Here is a 25,278-nt window from a genome sequence, read left to right as displayed (position 1 = left end):
GGTGCCCTCTCGCTGGTCGGGCAGCAGCCGGAGGCGCGTGTCGGGGCACGCGTTCCCTGAGGGGTGGGGATCTCGATACGCCCGCTGCGCGGGCTAATCGACCAGCAGGAAGGCATTGCTGGTCGAGTAGCCGCGGACCGCGGCGTATCGAGACCCACCAACTCCTGGAGGGCGGGGATCTCGATACGCCCGCTGGGTGGGCTACTCGATCAGCCGGGCGGCCGGCGTGCGGGACGCGGCGCCGATGAGGTGGGTCAGGCTGTCGCGGATCGCGACGAGGTCCTCGAGCGGAAGGTCCAGGCGCTCGACGATCTGCGGGGGCACCTGCAGGGCCTGCTCGCGGAGTGCGGCCCCTGAGGGGGTGAGCGCGACGTCGAGGCGGCGCTCGTCCTCGCTGCTGCGGGTGCGCGTGACGTGGCCGCTCGTCTCGAGGCGCTTGACGAGCGGGCTGAGGGTCGCGGGCTCGAGGTGCAGCGCCTCGCCGAGGTCGCCGAGCGAGCGCGGACTGCTCTCCCACAGCGCGAGCATCACGAGGTACTGCGGGTGGGTCAGGCCCATCGGCTCCAGCACCGGGCGGTAGAGGCCGATCACGGTGCGCGCAGCGACGGCGAGCGAGAAGCACACCTGGTTCTGCAGGGCGAGCGGGTCCGGTTCCACCCGTTCATCCTGCCACTCGTCGCCGCACGAATCATTCGTGCCCTCACGATCCGGGGTCCCTCTGCCTCTAGTCCGGCCCGATCGGCTGTCCGCGAGGCGCACGTCCCCGTTCGGGGGTCACCGGTTCTCGCCCGAGGAGGAACAGGATGAGCCCATGAACCGTCTGCGCTCCGACTCCGCCCGTGTGGTCCAGTACTCCCGCTTCGGCGGGGTCGAGGTGCTCGAGGTGGCCGAGGTCCCCCGGCCGGTCCCGGGGAGGGGCGAGGTGCTCGTCGAGGTGCTCTCGGCCGGCGTGAACCACATGGAGGCGTTCATCCGCGAGGGGCGCTTCGACTCCGATCACTCCGCCGTCTTCCCCATGCGCCAGGGCACCGATCTGGCCGGCGTCGTCGTCGGTCTCGGCGAGGGGGTCACGGACCTCAAGCTCAAGAGCGACGTGGTCGGCCACGCCCTCGTCGGCTCGCACGCCACGCACGTGGTCGTGCCGCGGGAGAACCTCGTGCCCAAGCCCGCCTCGGTCAGCTGGGAGGTCGGCGGCGCGCTGTTCCTCGCCGGAGTGACCGCCTGGCGCGCGCTCGAGGCGGTGCACGTCGCAGCGGGCGACACGGTGGTCGTCTCGGCCGCGGCGGGCGGGGTCGGCAGTCTCGAGATCCAACTCGCGAAGCTGCGCGGGGCGACTGTCATCGGCACCTGCGGCGAGCGCAACTTCGACTACCTCCGCCAGATCGGAGTGAAGCCGATCGTCTACGGCGACGGCATCGCCGATCGCATCCGCGAGGTCGCTCCGGGCGGCGTCACGGCGTTCCTGGACAACTTCGGCGGCAACGACGGGCTCGCCGCGTCGCTGGGCATCGAGGGCGGCCGGTACCACTCGAGCGACGACCGCAAGGAGATCGAGCTCCGAGCGGTCTGGCCCGATGCCGAGACGGCGGCGCAGGACACCGAGATCCTCGGCGAGCTGGTCGGACTCGTCGCCGCGCAGAAGCTGCGCGTGCTCGTGTCCGGCTTCTACCCGTACGGCCTCGTGCAGGACGCGTTCGACGACCTCGAGAAGCGGCACTCCCGCGGCAAGATCGTGCTCGGCATGAACCCCGTCGACTCGGCCCGGGTGATGAAGGCGCGCGACGTGCACGACTCCCGCCGCTGACCCGCCTGGGCGACCCTCTCCACGCGGCCGCCGCGAGCGCCATGATGGTGCCCGGAGGCGCGCCGCACGCGCCTGCGGAGAGGGCCCCGTGGAGGAACCGGTCGTCGCGATCGTCTGGATCGTCTCGTTCGTCGTCGTCACCGTCCTGGTCACCGGCCTCTCGGGCCGGGTGAACTGGTCGGCGCCGGTCGCGCTCGTCGCGGTCGGCGCGCTGGCCTCGTTCGTGCCCGGGATCCCCGAGGTGGTCGTCGAGCCCGACGTGGTGCTGTTCGGGATCCTGCCGCCGCTGCTCTACGCGGCGGCGATCCGGACCTCGGTGCTCGACGTGCGCGCCCGCGGCGACAGCATCCTCCTGCTCTCGGTCGGCCTCGTCGTCTTCACGATGCTCGTGGTCGGATCGGTGGCCTGGGCGGTGGTGCCGGCGATCTCGATCGCGGCGGCCCTCGCGTTCGGCGCCATCGTCGCTCCGACAGACGCGGTGGCCGTGACCGCGATCGCCGGGCGGCTCCGACTGCCGCGGCGCATGCTCACGGTGCTCGAGGGCGAGAGCCTGCTCAACGACGCGACCGCGCTCGTGGCGCTGAACGCGTCGATCCTGGCCCTGGTGAGCACGGTCACGCCGGGCGGGGTCGCGCTCGACTTCGTGCTCGCCGTGGTCGTCGGCGGGGGAGTCGGCATCGTCGTCGCCGTGGTGCTGGGGGCGGTGCGCAAGCAGGTGCAGTCCTCGGTGCTCGACACGAGCCTGTCGCTCGTGACCCCGTACCTCGCCTTCATCCCCGCGCAGCTGCTGCACGGCTCCGGAGTGCTCGCGGTCGTGGTGGCCGGGCTGTACCTCGGCTTCCGGGCGCCGGTGATCCAGTCGGCGCAGGCGCGGATCGCGGAGTCGCTGAACTGGCGGACGATCCAGTTCCTGCTCGAGAACGCGGTGTTCCTCTTCATCGGGCTGAGCCTCGCGTCGGTCGTCGAGGCGACCGCCGACTCCGGGATCGGCCTCTGGCAGACCGTGGGCATCAGCGCGGCCCTGCTCGGGGCGCTGATCGGCAGCCGGGTGCTCTGGATGGTCATGACGACCGTGCTCTACCGGCACGGTCCGTCGCGGCTGCAGCAGCGCGGGGTGGACCTGGCCGACGGCGATCGGGGTCTCGTTCGCGGGCATCCGCGGCGTGGTCACGCTGGCCGCCGCGTTCCTCCTGCCCGAGGAGACGCCGCAGCGGGAGTTCCTGCAGTTCCTCGCGTTCGTGGTGGTGGCGGGCACGCTCGTGGAGGGTCTCGCGCTGCCGAGCCTGATCCGGGTGCTGAAGCTGCCGCCGCCCAACGACATGCAGGAGCACGTCGAGAAGCAGATGCTGCTCGCGGAGGCGCAGACCGCCGGTCTCGCGCGGCTGGACGAGGAGCCGCAGGACGGGGTGGAGGAGCGGGTGCTCGACCGGCTGCGGCGCAACGCCACCTTCCTCGCGGACGCGCTCGAGAACCCTCCGGCCGCCGAGGACTCGGAGCCGCTGACGCACTCGTACAACCGGTTGCGGCGGGTGATGATCGCGGCCGAGCGGGAGGCGGTGCTGCGGGCCCGCGCCGAGGGGCGGTACCAGGAGCCGGCGGTGGTCAGCGCGCTCGCGTTCCTCGACGTCGAGGAGGAAGCGCTCGCGGTGGGGCGCGAGTAACCGACTGCCTGGTCTCGTCGGGGAAAAATCCTATAGGATCGAGTCTGTCAGGCCTCCGGGCCGGAGAACTCGATGATGAGGAGCCGACGCGCACATGACCCGTCTCTGGAACGAACCGGCGGATTTCGCCGACGACATGGTGGACGGCTTCGTCCGCGCCAACGGCCGCTGGGTGCGGAAGGTGCACGGCGGCGTCTCGCGCTCGACCCGCTCCGCCGAGCCCGAGGTCGCCGTGGTGATCGGCGGCGGCTCGGGCCACTACCCGGCCTTCGCCGGGCTGGTGGGGCCCGGTCTCGCGCACGGAGCGGCGATGGGCAACCTGTTCGCCTCGCCCTCCGCGCACCAGGTCGAATCCGTCATCCGCGCCAGCGAGCAGGGCCGCGGAGTGCTGCTCAGCTACGGCAACTACGCGGGCGACGTGCTGCACTTCACCGCGGCGCAGGACGCGGTGCGCGCCGACGGCATCGACTGCCGGACCATCACGGTCACGGACGACGTCTTCAGCGCCCCTCCCGCCGAGGCGCACCGACGCCGGGGCATCGCCGGCGACCTCACCGTCTTCAAGGTCGCCGGAGCAGCGGCCGCCGCGGGCTACGACCTCGACGGAGTCGAGCGGGTCGCCGCCGCCGCGAACGCGCGCACCCGCTCGCTGGGTGTCGCCTTCAGCGGCTGCACGCTGCCGGGCGCCGACGAGCCGCTGTTCTCGGTGCCCGAGGGGCGGATGGCCGTCGGCCTCGGCATCCACGGCGAGCCCGGGATCGACGAGGTCGACGTGCCCAGCGCGGCCGGGCTCGCCGAGCTGCTCGTCACGCACCTGCTCGACGACGCCGAGATCCCGGAGGGGGTCGCCGTCGAGGGCGCCCGCGTCGTGCCGATCCTCAACGGCCTGGGCTCGGTGAAGAGCGAGGAGCTGTTCGTCGTGTTCAGCACCGTCGCCGATCTGCTCGAGGCGCGCGGGGCGGTCCTCGTCGATCCGCAGGTGGGCGAGTTCTGCACGAGCTTCGACATGGCCGGCGTCTCGCTGACGCTGCTCTGGATCGACGACGAGCTCGAGACCCTGTGGTCGGCTCCGGCCGACACCCCCGCCTACCGCACGGGCGCGGTCGACTCCGGCTCGCTGACCGCCGTCACGGCCTCGGACGAGGACGTCGCCGAGGCCGCGCTCGGCGAGGCGAGCGATGAGTCGCGCGAGGCGGCGGCCCGTGCGGCCGACGCGCTCGGCGCGATCCGCACGGTCATCGACGAGAACGCCGACGAGCTCGGGCGCCTCGACTCGATCGCGGGCGACGGCGACCACGGCATCGGCATGCAGCGCGGAGCCCGCGCGGCGGCCGAGGAGGCCGGGTCCGTGCTGGCTCGGGGCGCCGGAGCCGGCTCGCTGCTCACGCGCGCCGGCGACGCCTGGTCGGACCGTGCGGGAGGCACCTCGGGAGCGCTCTGGGGCGTGATCCTGCGCAGCCTCGGCGACGCGCTGGGCGACGACCGGCCCGTCAGCGCTGCCGAGGTGAGCGCGGGCGCGACCGCCGCCTCCGACGCCGTGCGCGCCTACGGCAAGGCGGCGCCCGGCGACAAGACCATGGTCGACGCGCTCGTGCCGTTCGCCGAGACGCTCGCCGAGCGGGTCGCGGCCGGCTCGCCGCTCCGTGAGGCCTGGGCGGCCGCGGCCGTCGCCGCGCGCACCGCGGCCGATGCGACGAGCGAGCTGATGCCCGGCCTCGGCCGCGCGCGCTCGCACGGCAGCAAGTCCCTCGGCACCCCCGACCCCGGAGCGGTGTCGCTGGCCCTGATCGTCGAGACCGTCGGACGACGGCTCGCCACCCCGATGGAGGAGGAGACCCCGTGAGCACCACCTGGAGACTCGTGATCGGCTCGGACGACGCCGGCTACGACTACAAGGAGGCCCTGAAGCGCGACCTCGAGGCCGACGACCGCGTCGTCTCGGTGGTCGACGTGGGAGTGGACGCCGACGGGCACACGGCGTACCCGACCGTCGCGACCACCGCCGCCGAGATCGTGGCGCGCGGCGACGCCGACCGCGCCCTGCTCATCTGCGGCACGGGCCTCGGAGTCGCGATCGCCGCGAACAAGGTGCCGGGCATCCGCGCGGTGACCGCCCAGGACTCCTACTCGGTGGAGCGCAGCGTGCTCTCGAACGACGCGCAGGTGCTCTGCATGGGCCAGCGCGTCGTGGGACTGGAGCTCGCGCGCCGGAACGTGAAGGAGTGGCTGGGCTACGTCTTCGACACCTCGAGCGCCTCGGCGGCGAAGGTCGACGAGATCCGCGAGTACGAGCGCGGGACGTCCGGCGGGGAGTGATCGGGCGGCTGCCGGGCCGCGGATGCGTAAGCTTCTCCCGGGCCCGGCAGCCGTCGCCCCTCCTGCAGCACTCACCCCGCGAGGCCTCATGACCGACCCCGTGTTCCGACTCACCGGCTCGGAGTCGATCGAGCGGCGGGGACTGCGCGACCACGTCTACGACCGCGTCCTCGACGTGCTGCTCGGCCCCGGCGTCGAGCCCGGCATGCGGCTCTCCATCGACGCGGTCGCCCGCGAGCTCGGCGTCTCGCCGACCCCCGTGCGCGAGGCGCTCGTGCAGCTCGAGCGGACCGGCCTGGTGACCCGGGTGGCCAACAAGGGCTACCGCGTCGCTCCTCCGCTCGCCGACGACCAGCTCGACGCGCTCTTCGACGCCCGGGTGGTGCTCGAGAGCGGAGCCGCGGCACTCGCCTCGGCGCACGAGGCCGCACTCGTGCCGCGCCTCGAGGCGGCGCTCGCCGAGCACGAGGCGATGACGGCGGTGGTGCGGGCCGCGTCGTCGACCGGCGACCTGCCCGTCGACCTGCTGCGCGAGTACTTCGAGGTGGACTGGAACTTCCACCACCTCATCTTCGAGGGCACGCACAACCCGTTCCTCATCGACATGTCCGAGGCCATCTCGACCCGCGTGCACCGCATGCGCCAGACGGTGCAGACCGGGGTGAGCGACGCCGACGACGCGGTCGTCGAGCACCGCGCGATCGTCGACGCGTTCGCCGAGGGGCCGGAGGCGGCGGCCGCGGCGATGCGGTCGCACATCGAGCGGGTGCGCGAGCGCTCGCGACGGGACTCGGTGCGCTGAGCGCCGGGCGGGCGTTCGCGGCGCCGGTCGTCGCGTCGATCCGTCGCGAACGGCGGGGTTCCGGGGGCGCCGGGGACCGTCTGCGACGGATCGCGGCCTCTGCCGCTCGGTCGGGGCGCGGAGGCGTCGGTCCGTCGCGAACGGCGGGGTCCCGGGGGTGCGGACGACTGTTCGTGGCGGATCGCGGCGCCGACGCGCGGCTCCGTCGCGCCGCTCCGCGGGTCGGAACGCGCCGACGAGGGCGGAGAATGGGGTGTCCTGCGCGCGCGGGCGGGGGAGGAGCGGCATGACGGGGCCCGAGGTGCTGCCCGAGACGACGGCGATCGTCGTGCCGAGCCCGGCCGACCGGCTCCGCGGGACCCTCGCCGACACCTACGAGCGCGGAGTGCTGCTCGTCGGACTCGGCGTGCCCGTCAGCGTCCTCGTCGTGCTCGGCAAGATCGCCCTGACGGCCGCCTCGCCGTCGGTCTTCCTCTTCGCGAACGTGCTCGTCACCGCGGCCGTCGCCGTGTCGCGCGTGCTCGTCTTCCGCGCGCACCGCTCCAAGCGCGCGATCGGCGTGCGCGCCGACTTCCCCGTGCAGCGCCGGCTCTACCGCGTGATCGGGCGCCTGATCGCCGGGACGGCTCTCCTCTACACGGCGGCGTCGGCCTGGGAGTTCGTCGACGACTCCCCGGAGGCGGCGTTCCCGCAGCCGATCGCGCTCGCCCTCGCCGTCATCGCCCTGACCGAGCTGGTCTTCGCGATCGTCGGCACGATCACCGCCCGGCGGCAGCGGGCGCTCCTGCTCGAGGCGGCGCGCCTGGCCAACATCGCGGCGGCCCTCGTGCTGCTCGTGCTCGCGCAGACGGCGCTGCTCAGCCTCGTGAACGCCGAGTCGCAGGGCCGGATCGACGCGGTGAGCGGCATCGTGCTCGGCGCCGCGGCGACGCTGATCGGAGTCGGCATGCTGGTGCGCTCGCGGATCCCGCGCGGCCGGTTCTCCCCGGATCCGCGGGTGCGGGCGCGGCTCGACGACTGACGCGGGTCGGGCCCGGCCGGGATCCCGATCCGCCGGTCGGTCCCTGCTCGGCGCCGCTGCGCATCAGGATCCGCTCGCGCTCCTCACGGGGTCACGGGCGCGCCTGCGCCACGAGTCGACGGACGGCTTCTCGAGGAGCGCTCTCGACGACGGGAGGATGCGCCAGGACGAGTGTGGACCGGCGGGCCGCCGAGTACTCGGGCCAGCCGTCCGGCGCCCGTCCCGCGATGAAGGCTGCCCATCGGTCGGTGATCGCATCGCTCAGCGCGAGCGCGTCCCCGTCCTCCTCCTCGAGGAGGGCGGCATCGGCCCTGTCGAGGTTCCGGAAGAGGAACGGAAGCTCGAGCGAGTGCGCCGCACCGCGCGCATCATCGACGCGATGGGCGAACAGGAACGCGCGCGTCGACGCCTCTGCGCCCGCGCGCGCATCGAGGAGCCGGTGGCTCGGCTGCCGGTAGATCTCGTCGGCCAGGCATGCTTCGAGCGCCTCCGCATCCGACGGGGGACGACCGAGGACGAGGGCGAGCGCGTCGCGGTAGGCGGAGGAGCGATCGCCCTGCAGCCGGGGGAGCAGCGCCTGCAGCCGCTCGTCCAGTCGGCGACGCCACGCCTCGTCGTCACCGGCCTCGAGGTCGACAGCGCCGGACGCATCGTTGACGTTCGTGCCCACGATGAGGTCGACGTTCGTCGAGGCACCCTGTCGGAGGGCGGCTACGGGCGGGCGGGTCAGCAGACGCCCGTCGAGAGCGGCGCGGAACACCGCGACGGTCGTCGGGCTGCGCGAGGACCGCTGGGCGAGGAGCCGGTTCTGCGCCTCGAGGATCAGCGGTACCGGCAGGTCGAGGAGTCGGCGGGGTGCTGCGTGGAGGTCGAGGAGGCCGAGGAGATCGTCCGTGACGGCTTCGCCGTAGTCCCGGTCGCCGATCCGCTCGGGATCGGCGCTGTGCAGGATCGCCCGGTGGAAGAGCCCCGCGGCGGCATCGGCGGCGAGGAGCATCGCGACCGTCGTCGCGCCGGCCGATTGGCCCGCGAGGGTCACAGCCGAGGGATCGCCTCCGAACGCGCCGATGTTCTCCCGCACCCACTCGAGCGCGGCGATCACGTCGTGGAGTGCGGCGTTCCCCGAGTCGCGGTACTCCTCGCCGAGGAGGTGGTCGAGGGTGAGGAATCCGAGGGCGCCGAGTCTGTGGTTGACTGCGACGACGACGGTGCCCGTGCGGGTGGCGAGGCGAGCACCGTCGCACAGGGGGTCGGAGTTCGATCCCGCCACGTGCAGCCCGCCGTGGATCCAGACGAGCACGGGCGCCGCGCCGTCCCGCCTCGACGGTGCCCAGATGTTCAGGGTGAGGCAGGCGTCCTCGTCGCCGAGCGGGTCGCCGGAGCCCTGTGCGCTCTGCGGCGCCGACGGCCCGATCCGGGTCGCGGCCCGCACCCCGCCCCACCGTGCGACGGGAGCGGCAGGGCGGAAGCGGCGGGTCGCCCGGGCGAACGGGACGCCGAGGAAGGCGTGAGCGTCCCCGTCGGGAGTCCGTGCCGTCAGTCCGCGGACGCGGCCGGCGGGAGTATCACGCTCCGGCACGGTCGTCCTCGTGCCGCTGCAGGATCGGCCCGTGCCCTGGGGAGAGCGTGCTCTGCAGCACGAGCGACGAGGCGCCGACGGCGGCGGCGTCGCGGGGGTTGCTCGAGAGCGAGACGTCGAGGGGGTGGGCGCGACGAGCGAAGCGGCGCTCGTCGAGCTTCGAGCGGATCGCCCGGGTGTAGATCGAGCCGGCGATGGCGACCCCCGGCCCGGTGAGCACGAGCTCGTCCAGGTCGAAGAGGTTGACGAGGGTGAGAGCGCCCTCCGCGAGGTGGTCGGCGGCCTTCCCGATGAGCGCGAGCGCTGCGGGGTGACCGTTGATGGCGGCGAGGCTCAGCACGTCGAGGTCGCGACCCTGCTCCTCCGGCCGGAACGCCAGCTCGAGGTCGATGAACGACTCGGGATCGTCGCGGGCGCCCTCGACGATGACGGCGGGGGCCGCGTAGCGCTCGAGGCAGCCGCGATTGCCGCAGAAGCACTCGCGACCGCCGGGGACGATCGAGATGTGGCCGACCTCGACCGCATTGGAGCTCGCGCCGCGGAGGAGAGCCCCGTCGAGGACGACTCCCGCGCCGATGCCGGTGCCGACGTAGATGGTGCCGAACGTGCGGTGTCGCGAGACGCCGCGGCTCCAGTACTCGCCGATGCCGGCCGCCGCGGCATCGTTGTCGAGGAGGATCGGAGCGCCGATGCCGGCGCCGAGTGCTCGCCGGAGCGGGAAGTCCCGCCAGTGGTGCAGTGTCGGAGGGCCCAGGACGCGGCCGGCCTGCTGGTCGATCGGACCGGGCGCCACAGCGGCGACCCCAGCGATCGAGCGCCGGTCGATCGCGGTCCCACGCACGAAGTCCTCGTAGGCGCCCACGATGCGCTCGGTGACCTCCTCTGGTGAGGCGAGCGCGGCTCCATCGATCTGCTGGCGCGCGATGACGCCGCCTCCGGTGTCGGTGGCCACGAGCGTGATCGACTCGAAGCCGAGCTGCACGCCGATGCCGATCCGGGCACGGGCGTTGATCTCGAGGAGCTGACGGGGCTTGCCGCCCGTCGAGGTCGAGCCGGTCTGCCGGATGATCCCGTCCGTGAGCAGCTTGCGGACGATCATCGAGATCGCCGGCTGCGTGAGGCCGGTCGCGGCCGTCAGCTCGACCCGGCTGATCGGACCGGACGAGCGGATGAGGTCGACCACGAGGGCACGGCTGCCGGGTGCGGCGGGAGTCGCTTCACGACGAGCCATGGGGGGGCTCCTCTCATCACGTTCGACAGCGTACGGGACGGCCGACGGCCGGCTTCCGCGAAGAAGGGGAGCCGTGACGGAGCGCCCTACGCTGAGGGTCTGTGCAGAGAGGACTACGTCGATGACTCGGACGGCACTTCCCCGACCGATCGGCCTCGCGCTCGTCCGTGCGACCGAGATCATGGGTGCGGAGCCCTACTTCCACGAGTTCATCGCCGGAGTGGAGCGGACGGTGCGGCCCGCGGGGTACTCGGTGCTCCTGAACGTCCTGCCCGACGAGGCGGCCGAGTTCGAGACCTACCGGCGCTGGAGCGAGGACGGCGAGGTGAGCGCGGTCATCGTGGTCGACCTCGAGGTCGACGATCGCCGGCCCGAGTACGTCCGGAGCCTGGGGCTGCCGGCCGTCGTCGTCGGCCCCCCCAGCGCGGCGGACGGCTTCCGGGCCGTGTGGACGGACGACGACAACGCGATGCGCAGCGCCGTGGAGTTCCTCGAGGGCCTCGGGCATCGGCGGATCGCTCACGTCGCCGGCCCGGCGGAGCTCCTCCACACGCGGATCCGACAGGAGACGTTCGAGCACGAGTGCGGGCGGAGGGGAATCGCCGTGACGCATGCCTCCGGCGACTACTCGAGGGCCTCGGGCGCCCGCGCCCTGCGGTCGCTGCTGGAGGGCGCCGAGAAGCCCACTGCAGTCATCTTCGACAGCGACCTGATGGCGCTCGGCGGGCTCGACGAGGCCCGCGACGGCGGGAGGCAGGTCCCCAGCGAGCTGTCCCTCCTCGCGTGGGACGACTCCGCGCAGTGCCAGCTGAGCGAGCCGCCGCTGTCCGCGGTCTCGCACGACGTGCAGGTGATCGGGATGCTGGCCGGTCGCGAGCTGCTCGAGGAGATCGCCGGGCGAGGGGGCGACCCGATCAGCAGCCCGGCCGTGGTCATCGTCCCTCGCGGTTCCACGGGGGCTCCGACGACTTAGCTCGGGCCGGCGGCGGGAGCAAGCGGGAGGAAGCACTCGTCGATCGTTCCATAAATTATTTACTTTTGTATTGACGAGGCCCCGCTGCGTCGACGAGTCTGTGGGGGCACCGCGAAAGAGCGCCCTTGCCGCCGGTGCGTCCCACCCGGTCGAAGGAGCCCTGGAGAACACATGACCCGATCAGCCCTGCCCGCCTCCCTGAGGACGCCTGTGCGTACCTGCCTCGCCGGTGCCGCTCTCATCGCTGTGACCGCGTCGACTCTCGTCGTCGCTGCCCCCGCCTCTGCCGACCCGCCGCTCGACTGGACCAGTGAGAACACCGATTTCGTCCAGCGCGAGGGCAGCTCGCTGATGCTCGACGGGGAGCGCTTCCGCGCGAGCGGCACCAACATCTACTGGCTCGGCCTCGACGAGAACGTCGGGGGAGTGGACTACCCGACGTACTTCCGGATCAAGGACGCACTCGATACCGCCGCGCAGATGGGTGTCACCGTCGTCCGATCGCACATGATGACCTCGACGGGCCAGAACGATCAGAACCCCCTCGCGCTGATGCCCCGCCTCGGCGAGTACAACGAGGAGGCGTTCCGCACGATCGATTTCGCCGTCGCCTACGCGGGCACGCTCGGCATCCGGCTCGTGCTGCCGCTGACCGACGAGTGGCAGTACTACCACGGCGGTCACCGCGACTTCACGACACCGCTCGGCTTGGAGCCGGCCGACTTCTACGCCGACCCCGCCGCGATCGACAGCTACCAGGACTACGTCGACCACATCCTCGGGCACACCAACTCGATCACGGGGATCCCGTTCGTCGACGACCCCACGATCATGGCCTGGGAGCTCGGCAACGAGCTCGAGGGGATGACCCTCGACTGGATCGACGAGCAGGTCGCCCACATCAAGGAGCAGGCGCCCGAGCAGCTCGTCGCTGCAGGCCGTCGCTTCGACATCGACCCCGACACCCTCGCGGCCGAGGACCTCGACATCGTCGACGTCCACTACTACCCGCCGACCGCGGAGCGCGTTTCGGCGGACGCCGCGACCGTCGCCGGCGCAGGCAAGGTCTACATCGCCGGTGAGTACGCTTCGACCGCTGCCAGCCAGGAGCTCCTCGGAGCCGTTGCAGCGGACGAGAACGTCTCGGGGATGTTCTTCTGGTCGCTCTTCGGCAACAACGACCGCGGCGGATTCGTGCCGCACGACGATGGCTTCACGCTCCACTACCCGGGCGACTCCGCTCGAGAGAAGGAGAGCGTCGCCGCCATCGAGGCGTACGGCGTAGAGACCGGCAGCACGCCGGGGGAGCTCGAGCTCGGTTCGCCGCTGATCACAGCCATCGATCAGAACTACGGCATCAACGTCGTCTCCTGGCGCGGCACCGCCGGGGCTGAGGGCTACGTGGTCCAGCGCTCCGTCGAGGACGGAGAGTGGACCGATCTGACGGAGGGGACCGTGTCCGCCTCCGCCTCGCCCGTCACCGATCTCGAATCACCGGCCGGCGCCCGCTACCGCGTCATCCCGGTGGGTGCGGGCGACGAGCGCGGACCCGCGTCCGACGTCCTTGCCGCACCGACCGGAGGAGCCGTGCTCGTCGACCCGCTGCAGAGCTGGTCGCTCACGTCCGCACACGAGGGCGCCCGGATCACCGCCACCGTGGACGGTGGAGTCGTCACGGCGGCCGCCGACGCGCCCGCCAGCATCACGTGGCAGCGCGACGGAATCAGCGAGGCCTCCTTCCTCGTCTCCGACGTGGACGCCACTGTCGAGACCACCGCGGACGGATCGACCTGGACGCCCGTACGGACCACGGCCACCGAACTCGACGGACGCACGACGATCACCGCCGCCGACCTCGCAGGCAGCGCTGTGCGACTCAGCTGGACGGGTGCCGGCTCCGTCGAGCGCGCCACGATCACGAGCGCCGCGGAGAAGGTGGCTCTATTCGACCCGCTGGACGACTTCTCGAAGACGACCTCGCACGACGGCAGCCTCTCCTTCGACAGCGGGAACCCCGCGCTGTTCGGCGGTGACAGCTCCCGCGTGAAGCGCGACAGCGCCGACCCGGCGAGCCTGACCTACTCCCTCGACGACATCAGCGGCGCCGACATCACCGCCTACTACTGGCCCGACCAGCCGGTCGCACCGTTGATGATCGAGGGCTCCGCGGACGGGACCACCTGGACGTCCCTCACCGTGGACGCACGCGGCGGAACCGGAAACTGGAAGGCCTACACGTACAGCGCCCGCGGCCTCTCGGGCGTCGATCGCCTCCGGATCTCCTGGCCTCAGGCTCCGGGCGAGGTGTGGACGCCCCAGATCGGCTCCGTCAGCCTCTTCTCGCCGAACGCGGCAGAGCTCGGAGCTCCCGGCGCCGCTGCGCTCGGAACCCCCGAGGACGACGCCACCGCGATCCGGGCGACACCGACCTTCACGTGGCAGCCCGCCGTCGACGCCGCGTACTACCGATTCGAACTGTCGACCTCGAGCGACCTCTCGGATCCGCTCGTCTCAACCACCGGGCTGTCCGCGACCAGCTACCGCCCGGCGACCGACCTGACCCCCGGCACCCGCTACTACTGGCAGGTCACGGCGGTGAACGGAGTCGGCACTACCACCTCCGAGGTCCGCTCGTTCGAGGCGGCCGCCCTGCCCACCGAACCCGTCATCATCGACGACTTCGAGAGCTACGCCGACGACGCGGCCCTGCAGGCCGCCTACGTCCGCAACACGGGCGGCGGCACCATCACACCGACGCTCGTACCGGACGCCGTCACCGGCTCCACTGCCGCACGCTTCGACTACGACCTCGCCACCGCGGGATACGCCGGAGTCGTGAAGACCTTCGACACCGCCCAGGACTGGTGGGGCCGCACCGGTCTCTCTTTCCAGGTCGACACCGACGCGGACGACTCCCTCGCGGTGCAGTTCGTCGCGAACGGCGCCTACTGGGAGGCCTCGGTCACGCCCGACGCCGACGGACCGCAGACCATCGTGATCCCGTTCGAGGACTTCGCCCCGCCGGCGTGGGCCCCGGAGGCGGACCTCGACCTGACGTCGGTCAGCCAGTACGCCCTCTACATCAACGGAAGCGGAACCGGCGCCCTCACCGTCGACGACGTGCAGGCAGTACCCGCCGAGGTGACGCCCACGCCGACGCCGACGCCGACCCCGACCGGGACGCCGACCGCAACGCCGACGCCGACCGCGTCACCGACGCCGACTGCGACCCCCACGCCGACTGCGACGCCCGCACCTGGGGGGCCGTCCACTCCCTCGGTGCCTTCGTGGCTGGAGTGGCTGGTCAAGCGGTACCTGCCCGCCGTCTGGCAGTGGTGGCACGGCCGCCACTAGCCCCCACTCCTCCCTTCCTCACACAGCACTGCACCCCGTCGCCGATGGCGGCGACGGCCTACCAAGGAGAACAACCGTGCACCGATACCACCCCACCCGCCGAACGGCGCTGATCGGCATCGCCGCCGTCGCCGTCTCGACATCCCTCGCCCTCTCCGGATGCTCCGCCGGCGCGAGCAACGACTCCGGAGAGCCCTCGGGCGAGATCACCGTCCTCACCAACCGCACCGACATCGTCGACACGACCTTCGCCGACTACGCGAAGGCGTTCGAGGAGAAGTACCCCGGCACGACCGTGAAGTTCGAGGCGCTGACCGACTACGAGGGCGACACCAAGATCCGCCTGAACTCGAAGGACTACGGCGACGTACTGCTCATCCCGAGCTCGAACGTCACCAAGGACGACTACGCGAACTACTTCGAGCCGCTCGGCAGCACCGAGGAGCTGTCGTCGCAGTACCGCTTCACCAATGAGGGTTCGTTCGACGGCACCGCCTACGGCATCTCGACCTTCGGCTCCGCCATGGGCTACGTCTTCAACCGCGACGTGTGGACCGCCGCCGGTGTCACGACGCCGCCGACGACGGAGGAGGAGTACCTCGCCGCTCTCGAGAAGATCAAGGCGAACGGCGTCACTCCGTACTACACGAACTACAAGGACGGATGGCCCTCGCCACCATCGAGGGCAACCTCGGCACGGTGCAGGGCGAGGACGTGCGCACCGAGATGATCGCCGACGACGCTCCGTGGACTGAGGGCAACGACCAGTACAACATCGACGGTCTGCTCTACGACACGGTCGCCGCCGGCCTCAGCGAGGACGACCCGACCACCACCAACTGGGAGGAGTCGAAGGACCTGCTCGCCAGCGGCGACATCGGCTCGATGGTGCTCGGCTCCTGGGCCGTCTCGCAGATGCAGGACGCTGCCGAGAAGGCCGGCAAGCCGCGCGACACCATCGGCTTCTGGCCGATGCCCTGGGCACAGGACGGTGTCTTCACCTCGGTGACCGCCTCGGACAAGTTCCTCGCGATCAACAAGAACTCCGAGAACAAGGCCACCGCTCGCGCCTGGATCGACTGGTTCACGAACGAGTCCGGCTACGCGGCGAGCCAGGGCGCGATCAGCCCGGTCATCACCGACCCCGCTCCCGACACCCTCGCCGACTTCGACGCACTCGGCGTGCAGTACCTCGAGCTCGCCCCCGACCCGGTCGGCAAGGAGGCGGTCATCAACGACATCGCCAACGAGGCCGAGATCGACCTCTTCGGCAACGCCTACCGCCAGGAGCTCATCGACGCCGCACGTGGCGCCGGCGACGGCGACAAGGAGACCCTCTTCGCCGACCTCAACGAGCGCTGGGCCACCGCCCGCGCCGTCGTCGCGGAGTAAGACCCCGGGGGTGGCCCGCCGACCACGGCGGGCCACCCCCTCGACCGCATCCGAGAGATGCCGAAAGGATCGACATGGCGATCACCGATGCTCCGCCTCTCGAGGTCGGAGCGAGCAAGAGGATCCGCACCCGACGCGGGCAGCGGCTCACCGGGCGCCGGATCACTCCGTGGCTCTTCCTGGCGGTGCCGCTCGCCTTCCTCGTCGTTCTGACCTACATCCCGGTCGCGAACATGTTCTGGTACAGCGTCACCGACTGGGACGGCCTCGACCCGGACAAGACCTTCGTCGGCCTCGAGAACTACGTCGAGATCTTCACCCGGCCCGAGATCTTCCGCGTCTTCTTCGTCAGCCTCTTCTACCTCGCGGGCGCCGTCGCGCAACTCGGACTCGCACTGTTCTTCGCGACGCTGCTGAGCTTCAACACCCGGTTCCGCAACTTCTTCAAGGGCGTCATCTTCTTCCCCTACCTGATCAACGGCGTCGCCATCGGGCTGATGTTCCTCTACTTCTTCCGACCCGACGGCACCCTCGACGCGGTCCTCGGCGCTCTCGGAGTGCAGGACACTCCGCAGTGGCTCGGCGACCCCTCGGTGGTGAACGTCTCCCTCGCCGCCACCTCGGTCTGGCGGTACATGGGACTGAACTTCGTGCTGTTCCTCGGCGCCATCCAGTCGGTGCCCGAAGAGCAGTACGAGGCCGCCGACATCGACGGCGCGACCGCCTTCGACAAGTTCCGCTTCATCATCGTGCCGAGCATCCGGCGCATCCTCGGGCTCTCGTTCATCCTCGCGATCGCCGGAGCCCTGTCGGCGTTCGAGATGCCGTACATCATGACCGGCGGCGCCAACGGGTCCGAGACCTTTGTCATCCAGACCGTCGACACCGCCTTCCGCTACTCGAAGGTCGGCCTCGCCTCGGCCATGGCCGTCGTCCTGCTCGCGATCGTCCTCATCATCACCGCGGTCCAGCGCCGCGTCTTCCCCGACGAGAAAGGCGGCCAGGAATGACCGACACTCAGCCGCGACAGGCCGACGTCACCGGTCTGCCCGTCGAGCAGCGGCCCGCGATCACCTCGCCCGCGCCGGCTCGGCGTCGACGCGGCCGATCCCGCTCCACCCTCGCCGGCCTCGGCAAGTACGGCTCGCTCGTGATCGCCTGCGTGTTCGCGCTGCTCCCGATCGTCACCATCTTCATGCTCGCGTTCAAGACGTCGGCGGAATACCGCAGCACCGGCCCCCTCGTGCCCCCGAGCAACTGGTTCAACTTCGAGAACTTCGCGATCGCCTTCACCCAGGGCGGGATGGTCACGGGCTTCCTCAACACCGGGATCATCCTGGTGGTGTCGATCGCCGGCACCGTCTTCATCGGGACGATGGCGGCGTACGCGATCGACCGCTTCCGCTTCCGCGGACGGCGCCTCGTGACCGGGCTCTTCCTGCTGGCGACCCTCGTGCCGGGAGTCACGACGCAGGTCGCGACCTTCCAGGTGATCAACGCGCTCGACCTCTTCAACACCCGCTGGTCGGCGATCCTGCTCTTCACCGGCACCGACATCGTCGCGATCTACATCTTCCTGCAGTTCATGCAGTCGATCCCCGTCTCCCTCGACGAGGCCGCGATGCTCGACGGCGCGAGCCGCTTCACCGTGTACTGGCGGATCATCCTGCCGCTGCTCAAGCCCGCGATCGCGACCGTCGTGATCATCAAGGGCATCGCGGTCTACAACGAGTTCTACATCCCCTTCCTCTACATGCCCTCGCGCGATCTCGGCGTGATCTCGACCTCCCTCTTCCGCTTCATGGGGCCCTTCGGGGCGCAGTGGGAGGTCATCGCCGCCGGCACGATCCTCGTGATCGTCCCGACGCTGATCGCGTTCCTCTTCCTCCAGCGCTTCATCTACAACGGACTGACATCAGGAGCTACGAAGTGACCCACACCCTCGACACCACCCCTCGCACCGCGGCGGCCACCAGCCGTCCGCTGCACGACGGCTGGAGCGTCCGCGCGACCCGCGGGCCGATTCCCGCCGAGCTGGTCTCGGCCGTCGTCCCCGCGGTCGTCCCCGGCCTCGTCCACACCGACCTGCTCGCGGCCGGGCTCATCCCCGACCCGTACCTCGACCAGAACGAGAAGAAGGTGACCTGGATCGGCGAGACCGACTGGGAGTACTCCACCTCCTTCGACTGGACGCCCGACGACCACGACGTGCACGAGCTCGTCTTCGAAGGCCTCGACACCGTCGCCACCGTGTCCCTCAACGGTCACGAGATCGCGAGCACCCGCAACCAGCACCGCACCTACCGCGTGCGCGTCGACGGCGTGCTGCACGAAGGCGCGAACGAACTCGTCGTGCGCTTCGCGTCTCCCGTCGCGGAGGCGGACCGGGCCAGCCTCGAGATCGGCTACCGTCCGCACACCTACTCCCACCCCTTCAACGCGCTCCGCAAGGCCGCCTGCAACTTCGGCTGGGACTGGGGCCTGGACGCCGCCTCCGTCGGTATCTGGAAGCCGCTCACCCTGGCGGCCTGGACCACCGCGCGGCTCGCTTCCGTGCGACCCGTCGTCACCGTCGACGGAAGCACGGGCCGAGTGGCCGTGCACATCGACCTCGACCGCACCTCCGACGTCGAGGTCGAGCTGAACGCCACCGTCGCCGGAGTGACGGCGACCACCGCTGTCCCCGCCGACGAGAGCTCGGCAGTGCTCGAGCTCTCGGTCGAGGACGTCGCTGTGTGGTGGCCGCGCGGCTTCGGCGAGCAGCCCCTCTTCGACCTCGAGGTCGTCCTGAGCATCGACGGCGAGTCGATCGACTCCCGCTCGCACCGCATCGGCTTCCGCACCATCGACGTCCAGCTCGACCAGGACGCGGAGGGGACCTCGTTCCGCTTCGTCGTGAACGGCGAGCCCGTCTGGATCCGCGGTGCGAACTGGATCCCCGACGACGCCTTCGCCACCCGCGTCGACCGCGCCCGTCTCGCCCGACGGATGGACCAGGCTGAGTTCGCCAACATGAACCTGCTGCGCATCTGGGGCGGCGGCTACTTCGAGTCCGACGACTTCTACGAGCTCTGCGACGAGCGCGGGATCCTCGTCTGGCAGGACTTCCTCTTCGCCTGCGCCGCCTACGCCGAGGAGGAGCCGCTGCGCAGCGAGGTCGAGGCCGAGGTGCGCGACAACGTGACCCGCATCATGCCGCACCCGAGCCTCGCGCTCTGGAACGGCAACAACGAGAACATCTGGGGCTTCGAGGAGTGGGGCTGGGAGAAGCGTCTCCAGGGCCGCACCTGGGGGCTCGGGTACTACCTCGACCTCCTGCCGCGCCTGGTCGCGGAGCTCGACCCCGAGCGCGCCTACACCCCGGGCAGCCCGTGGTCCGGTGACCCGCAGATCTTCGCGAACGACGTCGATCACGGCTCCGTGCACCTCTGGGAGCTGTGGAACCGCGTGGACTACCCCGCGTACCGCGACGTGCACGCCCGATTCGTCGCCGAGTTCGGCTGGCAGGGGCCGGCGAGCTGGTCCACGATCCAGCGCTCGATCTCGGATTCTCCGCTGACCCCGGAGTCGCCCGGGATGATCCACCACCAGAAGGCGACCGACGGCAACGACAAGCTCACGGACGGACTCGTCGCGCACCTGCCGCTGCCGGACGACACCGAGGACTGGCACTGGGCCATGTCCCTGAATCAGGCGCTCGCGGTCACCCTGGCGATCGAGCACCAGCGCTCCGAGAGCCCGCGCTGCATGGGCTCGATCGTCTGGCAGCTGAACGACTGCTGGCCCGTCACCTCCTGGGCGGCGGTGGACGGCTACGGCGTCGCCAAGCCGCTGCTCTACGCGCTCAAGCACGTCTACGAGGACCGCCTGCTCACCGTGCAGCCCCGGGACGAGGGCCTCGCGGTGGTCGCGGTGAACGACAGTGCTCTCGAGTGGTCGGGGGAGTGCATCGTCCGCCGCATGAGCTTCGAGGGACGAGTGCTGGCGGAGGAGCGGCACGAGGTGGCTCTGGCTGCGCGCTCGACCGCGACGCTCGCGGTCGGCATCGGCGCGGCGGGTGACGCCGCCTCCGAGCTCCTCGTGGTCGACCTCGCCGGGGAACGCGCCTTCTGGTTCTTCGCCGAGTACCGCGCCTCTGCGCTCGAGGCGGCCGTGGTCACGACGTCGGTGCGGCAGCTCGACGGCGTCGCGGAGGTGACGGTCACGGCCGAGAACCTCGTGCGCGACCTCACCCTCCTCGTCGACAAGCTCGACCAGGCCGCGACGGTCGACGACCAGCTCGTCACCCTGCTGCCGGGCGAGGCCGTGACGTTCCGGGTCAGAGCGCAGTCGCCGCTGGACGCGGACGCCCTGGTCTCGTCGAGCGTGCTGCGGACCGCGAACCAGCTCGTCGCCGACTGGGCCTGACGCCCACCGGGGCTGAGCGGTGGCGTCGCTTCGACCCGCTGCTCAGCCCCCTGCCGCTTCTCGAGGAGAACCGATGCGCTTCCTGCTCACCTCTGGCGTCGCTGCGCCCTCCGGCGACGCCTGTTCGCCGGCGGGCGCGGTCCCCCTCGCTGCCCGGCGCGCTGCCGCCGCGGGACGCCTCGGCTCAGGCCCGCGCCCCTCGGCCGACCTGCCGTGAGCGCGCGATCGGAGCGAGCGCGCACCAGGACCGCGATCGACGCGGACCATCCGCTGCGCTCCGCTCTACGGCCCTCCGGGTGGCGACTCGTGTCGGCCGCGATCGCCTTCGCCGTCAAGGACAGCCCGCTGTGGATCCTGCCGCTGGTGACGGCGGCCGTCGTCGACGCCCTGGTGGCCGGGGATCCCCCCGAGGCGCTGCTGCTCCCGGCCGCCGCGGGGGCGGCCACCATCGTGGTCAACGTGGCCGCGAACGGCGTCTTCGTACGGCTCTTCTCGTCGTCCGTCCGTTCCATGGGCGCACGTCTCCGTGAGGCGCTCGCAGAGCGCCTCCAGCTGTTGTCCTTCGGCTACCACGCTCGGGGCAGCGCGTCGGTGCTGCAGACCAAGATCGTGCGCGATGTGGAGAACCTGGAGCTCATGCTCCAGCAGGCGTTCGGGCCGCTGCTCAACGCTGTGGTGATCCTCGTCGGGGCCGGCGTGGCGACCGCGCTCCGAGTGCCCCAGTTCCTCCCGGTCCTCGCGCTCACCCTCCCGCTCGCTGCGGGGCTCATCCTCTGGCTCCGCTCCCGCACCGCGGCGAGCAACGAGACCTTCCGCCTCGACGTCGAGACCATGTCGTCGGCCGTCGGCGAGATGTCGTCTCTCCAGGAGGTCACCCGGGCCCACGGGCTGGAGCAGGTCTCGGCGCGGAGAGTGGTCGAGGCGGCGCATCGCGTCGAGCGCGCCGGCTTGCGGCTCGACCGCCTCAACGGCCGCTTCGGCGCACTGTCGTGGAGCAGCTATCAGGTGATCACGCTCGGATCCCTGTTCGGCGCCGCGCTGGTGACGATGACGGGCGCTCTCCCGATCTCGGTCGGCGAGGTAGTGCTGCTGAGCTCGTACTTCGCCCTGCTCACCGGCGCGATCACGGGCGCGTTCCAGACCGCGCCGCTGATCACCCGCGGACTGGCGTCGCGACGCTCCATCGCCGAGGTCCTCACCGATCCTGATGTCGAGAGGAACGAGGGAGGCGCTGTCGTCGAGGCGCTCGATGGCGCGATCGACTTCGAGTCCGTCTCGTTCTCGTACCGGGAGGAGGAGGTCCTCTCGGAGGTGACCCTGCACATCGCGCCGGGACAGACGGTCGCCTTCGTCGGCGCGTCCGGATCGGGCAAGTCGACCCTGACCAGGCTCGTTCTCGGCTTCCTGCGGCCGACCCGCGGGCAGGTGCTGCTCGATGGTCGCGACGTCGGCGAGCTCGACATGCGCAGTGTGCGGCGCTTCGTCTCGGTGGTGCCGCAGGAATCGGTCCTGTTCCGCGGGAGCATCCGCGACAACATCCTGTACGGCTCTCCGGACACGAGCGACGAGCAGCTCGTGGCGGCACTGCATGCCGCGAACGCCGACTTCGTCCTCTCGCTCCCCGACGGCTGGAACACCACCGTGGGTGAGCGGGGTGGGCAACTCTCCGGAGGGCAGAGGCAGCGACTCGCGATCGCTCGCGCGCTCATCCGCGATCCGCGACTGCTGATCCTCGACGAGGCGACCGCCGCGCTCGATCCGCGAGCGGAAGCCGAGGTGCGCGAGGCCCTCGAGCGTCTCCGGGAAGGCCGGACGACTCTGATCGTGGCGCATCGGCTGAGCACGGTCAGAACGGCCGATCGGATCGTCGTCCTCGACGGCGGGCGCGTGATCGAGGAGGGGACCCACGAGCAGCTGCTCTCTGCGCGAGGGCGTTACGCCGAGATGAGCGGAGCCGTCTGACGGTGCCGGGGAGCGGATCCCCGGCACCGCCGCTCCTCAGGGCAGCGTCAGCTCGCCCTGGTTGAGCACGCGCGGATGGAAGTAGGCGCTCTGGATCGCGGCGTTGGTGTTGCCGCCGCGCAGCTGCTCCGACCAGATCATGAAGTACGACCACCGCGGCTGACCCTGCAGGAGCGTCGCATCGGGGACCTTCCCCATCTCGGCGAGGGCGATCGGCTTCGGTCCGGCGATGGACTGCATCTGCTGGTAGTCCGAAGCACTCGGGAAGCTCTTGTACCAGACATCGAGCGAGACGACGTCGACGTACGAGGCCCCCGGATAGTAGGTGGACCAGCCGCCCTGCGGGTTGTCCTGGACGTTCCACACCCAGATCAGGTTCGTCAGGCCCTGGGAGTCGAAGTAGTCGCGCATCTGCTGGTAGATCTTCGCCCCGCCGTTCGCTCCTGGGCGTCCGCCCCACCAGTTCCAGGTCTCGTTCATCTCATGGAACGGGCGGAACAGAACGGGGACGCCGGCGTCCTTGAGCTGGCGGAGGTACGGCACGACCTCGCTCATCCGCTGCCGCCACGTGGTGTTCAGCGCGGTGCCCCCGGTGACGATCTGCTGGAACTGCGCGTCGGTGATCGAGCTCTTCACACCCCCGTCGAAGGCGCAGGTGCTCGGCCCGGTCGGCGGGCAGACGTGCCAGGCCAGCGTCACGAGGGAGCCGTTCGCCCACTCCGTCTTCGCCTGGTCGACCACCCGCTGCCTGTTCGCGGCGTCGGACGCGGTGAAGAACAGGTCGCCGCCCCAGAGCCCCGGGTACTGCCCCGTGACGTCCTTCACCTGCTGGGTGTACTGAGCCGGCGCACTCGCGGGCTCCTTGTTGTGCTGCCCTGAGACGATGCTCGTCCCGGTGATCGACTGCAGATACTGCAGAACGGCGGCCTTCGGCTTCGCCGGGAACGCCTGCGCGGTCTCGGGCGACGGGGTGAGGAGGGGAGTGAGCAGTGCGGCGGTGAGGGCTGTGGCCAGGAGGAGGCGGCGAGTGCGGGCTCTTCGTCGAGTCATGGGTCTTCCTCTCTGCGGATGCTCCTCGATGAGCAACCGCACGGCCACCCTCGCGTGCGCGCACGCCTCCGTCAACCATTACGTTAATTAATTATGATTTGCGAGGAGCAGGAAGGGCCCGGCCGCCGCAGCGACCGGGCCCCCTCGACGCCGCGCTCAGTGCCCGGTGTTGATGCTCGTGGTCTCGAGCAGCTCGTCCGCCTTCGCGCCGCGGAAGAACTTGGTGCTGAACATCATCGCGGCCGCCAGGAACGCGAAGACGCCCAGCGAGACGACTCCCCACACCCCGCTCTCGGTCGGGATCGCCTCGTTGAAGCCGTTGCGCATGAGGGGCGCGACGAAGCCGCCGAGGTTTCCGAGCGAGTTGATGAGGCCGATTCCCGCCGCCGCGGCCGCACCCGTGAGGAACGCGGTCGGGTAGGCCCAGGTGATCGGTCCGACCGAGAGGAAGCTCGACACCGCGAGGGTGATGAACAGCAGGCCCAGGATCGGCTGGCCGTTCGCTCCCGCCCACGCCGATCCGAAGATCGACAGGCCGGTGAAGATGTAGAACAGCGAGCCCCAGGAGCGGCGGCGGCGGATGGTGTTCGCGTGCCGGCCCACGTAGTAGCAGGCGAAGAGGCCCACGAGCCACGGGATGGCCGACACGAGTCCGACCTGGAAGCCGACGTCCTGCCCGATCAGGTTCGCGACCTGCTGCGGGAGGTAGAAGGTGGTGCCGTAGACCGCGATCTGCAGGCAGAAGTAGATGATCGTGAAGTACCAGACCTTCCAGCTGCCCATGGCGCGCCAGATGCCGGTCGGGCCGTCGGCCTGCCGCACGGTGTCCTCGCGCTCCATCGCGGCCGTCAGCGAGTCCTTCTCCTCCTGGGTCAGCCACTTCGCCTTCTGCGGATGGTTCGTCAGGAACTTCAGCGCCGCGAATCCGGCGATCACCGCGAGCATGCCCTCGGCGAAGAACATCACCTGCCAGCCCTCCCAGGGGGTGATCTGGTTGCCGATGCTGATCAGGCCGCCGCTGAGCGGGGCGCCGAGCATCTGCGAGAACGGCTGCGCCAGGTAGAAGATCGAGAACATCTGCACGCGCACCTTGTTCGGGAACCACTCCGACAGGAACATGATGACGCCCGGGAACAGGCCCGCCTCGGTCACGCCGAGGAGGAAGCGCAGGATGATGAACATCGTGTCGTTCGTCGTGAAGGCGAACAGCGCCGCGACGATGCCCCAGGTCACCGCGATGCGGGCGAGCCAGAAGCGGGCGCCGAAGCGCTTGAGGAGCAGGTTGCTCGGGATCTCGAAGATCGCGTAGCCGATGAAGAAGATGCCGGCGCCGAGGGCGAACGCGCCGTCCGAGATGCCGCGGTCGACGCGGAGCGCCTCCTCCGCGAATCCGACGTTGGTGCGGTCGAGGAACGCGACGAAGTAGAGGATGACGAGCATCGGCATGAGATGCCGGCCCGCCTTGGTGATCGCGGACTTCAGCGCGGGATCCCGCGTGGATCCGACGGCCGCGGACGGCGAGGGGTTGGACAAGGCACTCTCCTTTGAGATGACCGGTGCGAGGGGGAGGCGCTGCTGCGCCGGACGGCCGGAGCCGCCGCGGAGGACGGGGAGGTCAGCCGCCGAGGGCGGGCAGGATCTGGGCGGCGCCGACGCCGACCAGCAGGACGCCGACGGCGAGGAAGAGCACGCGGCCGATCGACCAGGTGCCGAAGGTCTTGTTCAT

The 25,278-nt window shown here is 70.7% G+C and carries 19 protein-coding genes and 1 pseudogene; 15 read left to right on the top strand and 5 right to left on the bottom strand.

Annotated elements, in window-relative coordinates; all coding sequences use genetic code 11:
* Positions 1-201: 201 nt before the first annotated feature.
* Positions 202-657 carry a MarR family winged helix-turn-helix transcriptional regulator gene (locus tag AC0CID_RS11680; RefSeq protein WP_207403588.1) on the bottom strand — a complete coding sequence of 152 codons (456 nt, stop codon included), beginning with the start codon at positions 655-657 and terminating at the stop codon, positions 202-204.
* 154 nt (positions 658-811) lie between these two features.
* Between AC0CID_RS11680 and AC0CID_RS11675 the strand changes: the two genes are divergently transcribed.
* From AC0CID_RS11675 to AC0CID_RS11645, 7 genes and pseudogenes are all read left to right on the top strand, one after another.
* Positions 812-1,804 (top strand): NADP-dependent oxidoreductase, encoded by a 993-nt coding sequence (locus tag AC0CID_RS11675; RefSeq protein WP_465226942.1) that lies wholly within the window; start codon positions 812-814, stop codon positions 1,802-1,804.
* An 88-nt stretch (positions 1,805-1,892) separates the two neighbouring features.
* A pseudogene (locus AC0CID_RS11670) lies at positions 1,893-2,825 on the top strand (cation:proton antiporter); the annotation flags it as partial.
* Between the two features lie 142 nt (positions 2,826-2,967).
* Positions 2,968-3,465 (top strand): hypothetical protein, encoded by a 498-nt coding sequence (locus AC0CID_RS11665; RefSeq protein WP_465228149.1) that lies wholly within the window; start codon positions 2,968-2,970, stop codon positions 3,463-3,465.
* Between the two features lie 94 nt (positions 3,466-3,559).
* Positions 3,560-5,308 carry a dihydroxyacetone kinase family protein gene (locus AC0CID_RS11660; RefSeq protein WP_465226941.1) on the top strand — a complete coding sequence of 583 codons (1,749 nt, stop codon included), beginning with the start codon at positions 3,560-3,562 and terminating at the stop codon, positions 5,306-5,308.
* Positions 5,305-5,781: a ribose-5-phosphate isomerase gene (locus AC0CID_RS11655; RefSeq protein ID WP_465226940.1), complete on the top strand. Its 477-nt coding sequence runs from the start codon at positions 5,305-5,307 to the stop codon at positions 5,779-5,781. The genes AC0CID_RS11660 and AC0CID_RS11655 overlap by 4 nt, the downstream gene beginning before the upstream one ends.
* 88 nt (positions 5,782-5,869) lie before the next feature.
* Positions 5,870-6,583, top strand: coding sequence for a GntR family transcriptional regulator (locus tag AC0CID_RS11650; protein ID WP_465226939.1), 714 nt, complete (start codon positions 5,870-5,872; stop codon positions 6,581-6,583).
* A gap of 286 nt (positions 6,584-6,869) precedes the next feature.
* Positions 6,870-7,604 (top strand): hypothetical protein, encoded by a 735-nt coding sequence (locus AC0CID_RS11645; protein ID WP_465226938.1) that lies wholly within the window; start codon positions 6,870-6,872, stop codon positions 7,602-7,604.
* A 91-nt stretch (positions 7,605-7,695) separates the two neighbouring features.
* Here the strand turns inward: AC0CID_RS11645 and AC0CID_RS11640 are convergent, their stop codons facing one another.
* Both AC0CID_RS11640 and AC0CID_RS11635 read right to left on the bottom strand, forming a co-directional pair.
* Positions 7,696-9,183 (bottom strand): carboxylesterase/lipase family protein, encoded by a 1,488-nt coding sequence (locus tag AC0CID_RS11640; protein ID WP_465226937.1) that lies wholly within the window; start codon positions 9,181-9,183, stop codon positions 7,696-7,698.
* On the bottom strand, positions 9,170-10,414 hold the full coding sequence (locus AC0CID_RS11635) for an ROK family protein (protein WP_465226936.1): 1,245 nt from the start codon (positions 10,412-10,414) through the stop codon (positions 9,170-9,172). Before AC0CID_RS11635 ends, AC0CID_RS11640 begins: the two co-directional genes overlap by 14 nt.
* A gap of 121 nt (positions 10,415-10,535) precedes the next feature.
* On the opposite strand from AC0CID_RS11635, the gene AC0CID_RS11630 reads away from it, so the two are divergent.
* From AC0CID_RS11630 to AC0CID_RS11595, 8 genes are all read left to right on the top strand, one after another.
* Complete coding sequence (locus tag AC0CID_RS11630) at positions 10,536-11,387, top strand: LacI family DNA-binding transcriptional regulator (RefSeq protein ID WP_465226935.1); 852 nt, start codon at positions 10,536-10,538, stop codon at positions 11,385-11,387.
* 171 nt (positions 11,388-11,558) lie between these two features.
* On the top strand, positions 11,559-14,741 hold the full coding sequence (locus AC0CID_RS11625) for a carbohydrate binding domain-containing protein (RefSeq protein ID WP_465226934.1): 3,183 nt from the start codon (positions 11,559-11,561) through the stop codon (positions 14,739-14,741).
* Positions 14,742-14,817: 76 nt separating this feature from the next.
* Entirely contained in the window at positions 14,818-15,471 is a 654-nt protein-coding gene (locus AC0CID_RS11620; protein ID WP_465226933.1) for an ABC transporter substrate-binding protein, read from the top strand.
* A complete protein-coding gene (locus AC0CID_RS11615) occupies positions 15,405-16,133 on the top strand; it encodes an extracellular solute-binding protein (protein WP_465226932.1) in 729 nt (242 codons plus the stop codon). Before AC0CID_RS11620 ends, AC0CID_RS11615 begins: the two co-directional genes overlap by 67 nt.
* Positions 16,134-16,207: 74 nt before the next feature.
* On the top strand, positions 16,208-17,143 hold the full coding sequence (locus AC0CID_RS11610; protein WP_207403564.1) for a carbohydrate ABC transporter permease: 936 nt from the start codon (positions 16,208-16,210) through the stop codon (positions 17,141-17,143).
* On the top strand, positions 17,140-18,066 hold the full coding sequence (locus AC0CID_RS11605; RefSeq protein ID WP_207403563.1) for a carbohydrate ABC transporter permease: 927 nt from the start codon (positions 17,140-17,142) through the stop codon (positions 18,064-18,066). The genes AC0CID_RS11610 and AC0CID_RS11605 overlap by 4 nt, the downstream gene beginning before the upstream one ends.
* Positions 18,063-20,540: a glycoside hydrolase family 2 protein gene (locus AC0CID_RS11600; RefSeq protein WP_465226931.1), complete on the top strand. Its 2,478-nt coding sequence runs from the start codon at positions 18,063-18,065 to the stop codon at positions 20,538-20,540. The genes AC0CID_RS11605 and AC0CID_RS11600 overlap by 4 nt, the downstream gene beginning before the upstream one ends.
* Before the next feature lie 306 nt (positions 20,541-20,846).
* Positions 20,847-22,502: an ABC transporter ATP-binding protein gene (locus tag AC0CID_RS11595; RefSeq protein ID WP_465226930.1), complete on the top strand. Its 1,656-nt coding sequence runs from the start codon at positions 20,847-20,849 to the stop codon at positions 22,500-22,502.
* A 36-nt stretch (positions 22,503-22,538) separates the two neighbouring features.
* Here AC0CID_RS11595 and AC0CID_RS11590 read toward each other — a convergent pair whose 3' ends face one another.
* The gene (locus tag AC0CID_RS11590) at positions 22,539-23,552 is read right to left on the bottom strand and encodes a glycosyl hydrolase (RefSeq protein WP_465226929.1); all 1,014 of its coding nucleotides are present in this window, start codon (positions 23,550-23,552) and stop codon (positions 22,539-22,541) included.
* 156 nt (positions 23,553-23,708) lie between these two features.
* Positions 23,709-25,085, bottom strand: a complete 1,377-nt coding sequence (locus AC0CID_RS11585) for an MFS transporter (RefSeq protein ID WP_465226928.1) — start codon at positions 25,083-25,085, stop codon at positions 23,709-23,711.
* Positions 25,086-25,278: the final 193 nt, after the last annotated feature.

This window comes from Rathayibacter sp. AC451 (assembly GCF_979253095.1).
This window is presented reverse-complemented; position numbering and strand designations above follow the sequence as displayed.

Bases quoted from the DNA above. Each gene is read 5' to 3' on its own strand.
- AC0CID_RS11675 (WP_465226942.1), top strand. From the start codon at position 812: ATGAACCGTCTGCGCTCCGACTCCGCCCGTGTGGTCCAGTACTCCCGC.
- AC0CID_RS11660 (WP_465226941.1), top strand. From the start codon at position 3,560: ATGACCCGTCTCTGGAACGAACCGGCGGATTTCGCCGACGACATGGTG.
- AC0CID_RS11650 (WP_465226939.1), top strand. From the start codon at position 5,870: ATGACCGACCCCGTGTTCCGACTCACCGGCTCGGAGTCGATCGAGCGG.
- AC0CID_RS11645 (WP_465226938.1), top strand. From the start codon at position 6,870: ATGACGGGGCCCGAGGTGCTGCCCGAGACGACGGCGATCGTCGTGCCG.
- AC0CID_RS11635 (WP_465226936.1), bottom strand. From the start codon at position 10,414: ATGGCTCGTCGTGAAGCGACTCCCGCCGCACCCGGCAGCCGTGCCCTC.
- AC0CID_RS11630 (WP_465226935.1), top strand. From the start codon at position 10,536: ATGACTCGGACGGCACTTCCCCGACCGATCGGCCTCGCGCTCGTCCGT.
- AC0CID_RS11625 (WP_465226934.1), top strand. From the start codon at position 11,559: ATGACCCGATCAGCCCTGCCCGCCTCCCTGAGGACGCCTGTGCGTACC.
- AC0CID_RS11615 (WP_465226932.1), top strand. From the start codon at position 15,405: ATGGCCCTCGCCACCATCGAGGGCAACCTCGGCACGGTGCAGGGCGAG.
- AC0CID_RS11610 (WP_207403564.1), top strand. From the start codon at position 16,208: ATGGCGATCACCGATGCTCCGCCTCTCGAGGTCGGAGCGAGCAAGAGG.
- AC0CID_RS11605 (WP_207403563.1), top strand. From the start codon at position 17,140: ATGACCGACACTCAGCCGCGACAGGCCGACGTCACCGGTCTGCCCGTC.
- AC0CID_RS11590 (WP_465226929.1), bottom strand. From the start codon at position 23,552: ATGACTCGACGAAGAGCCCGCACTCGCCGCCTCCTCCTGGCCACAGCC.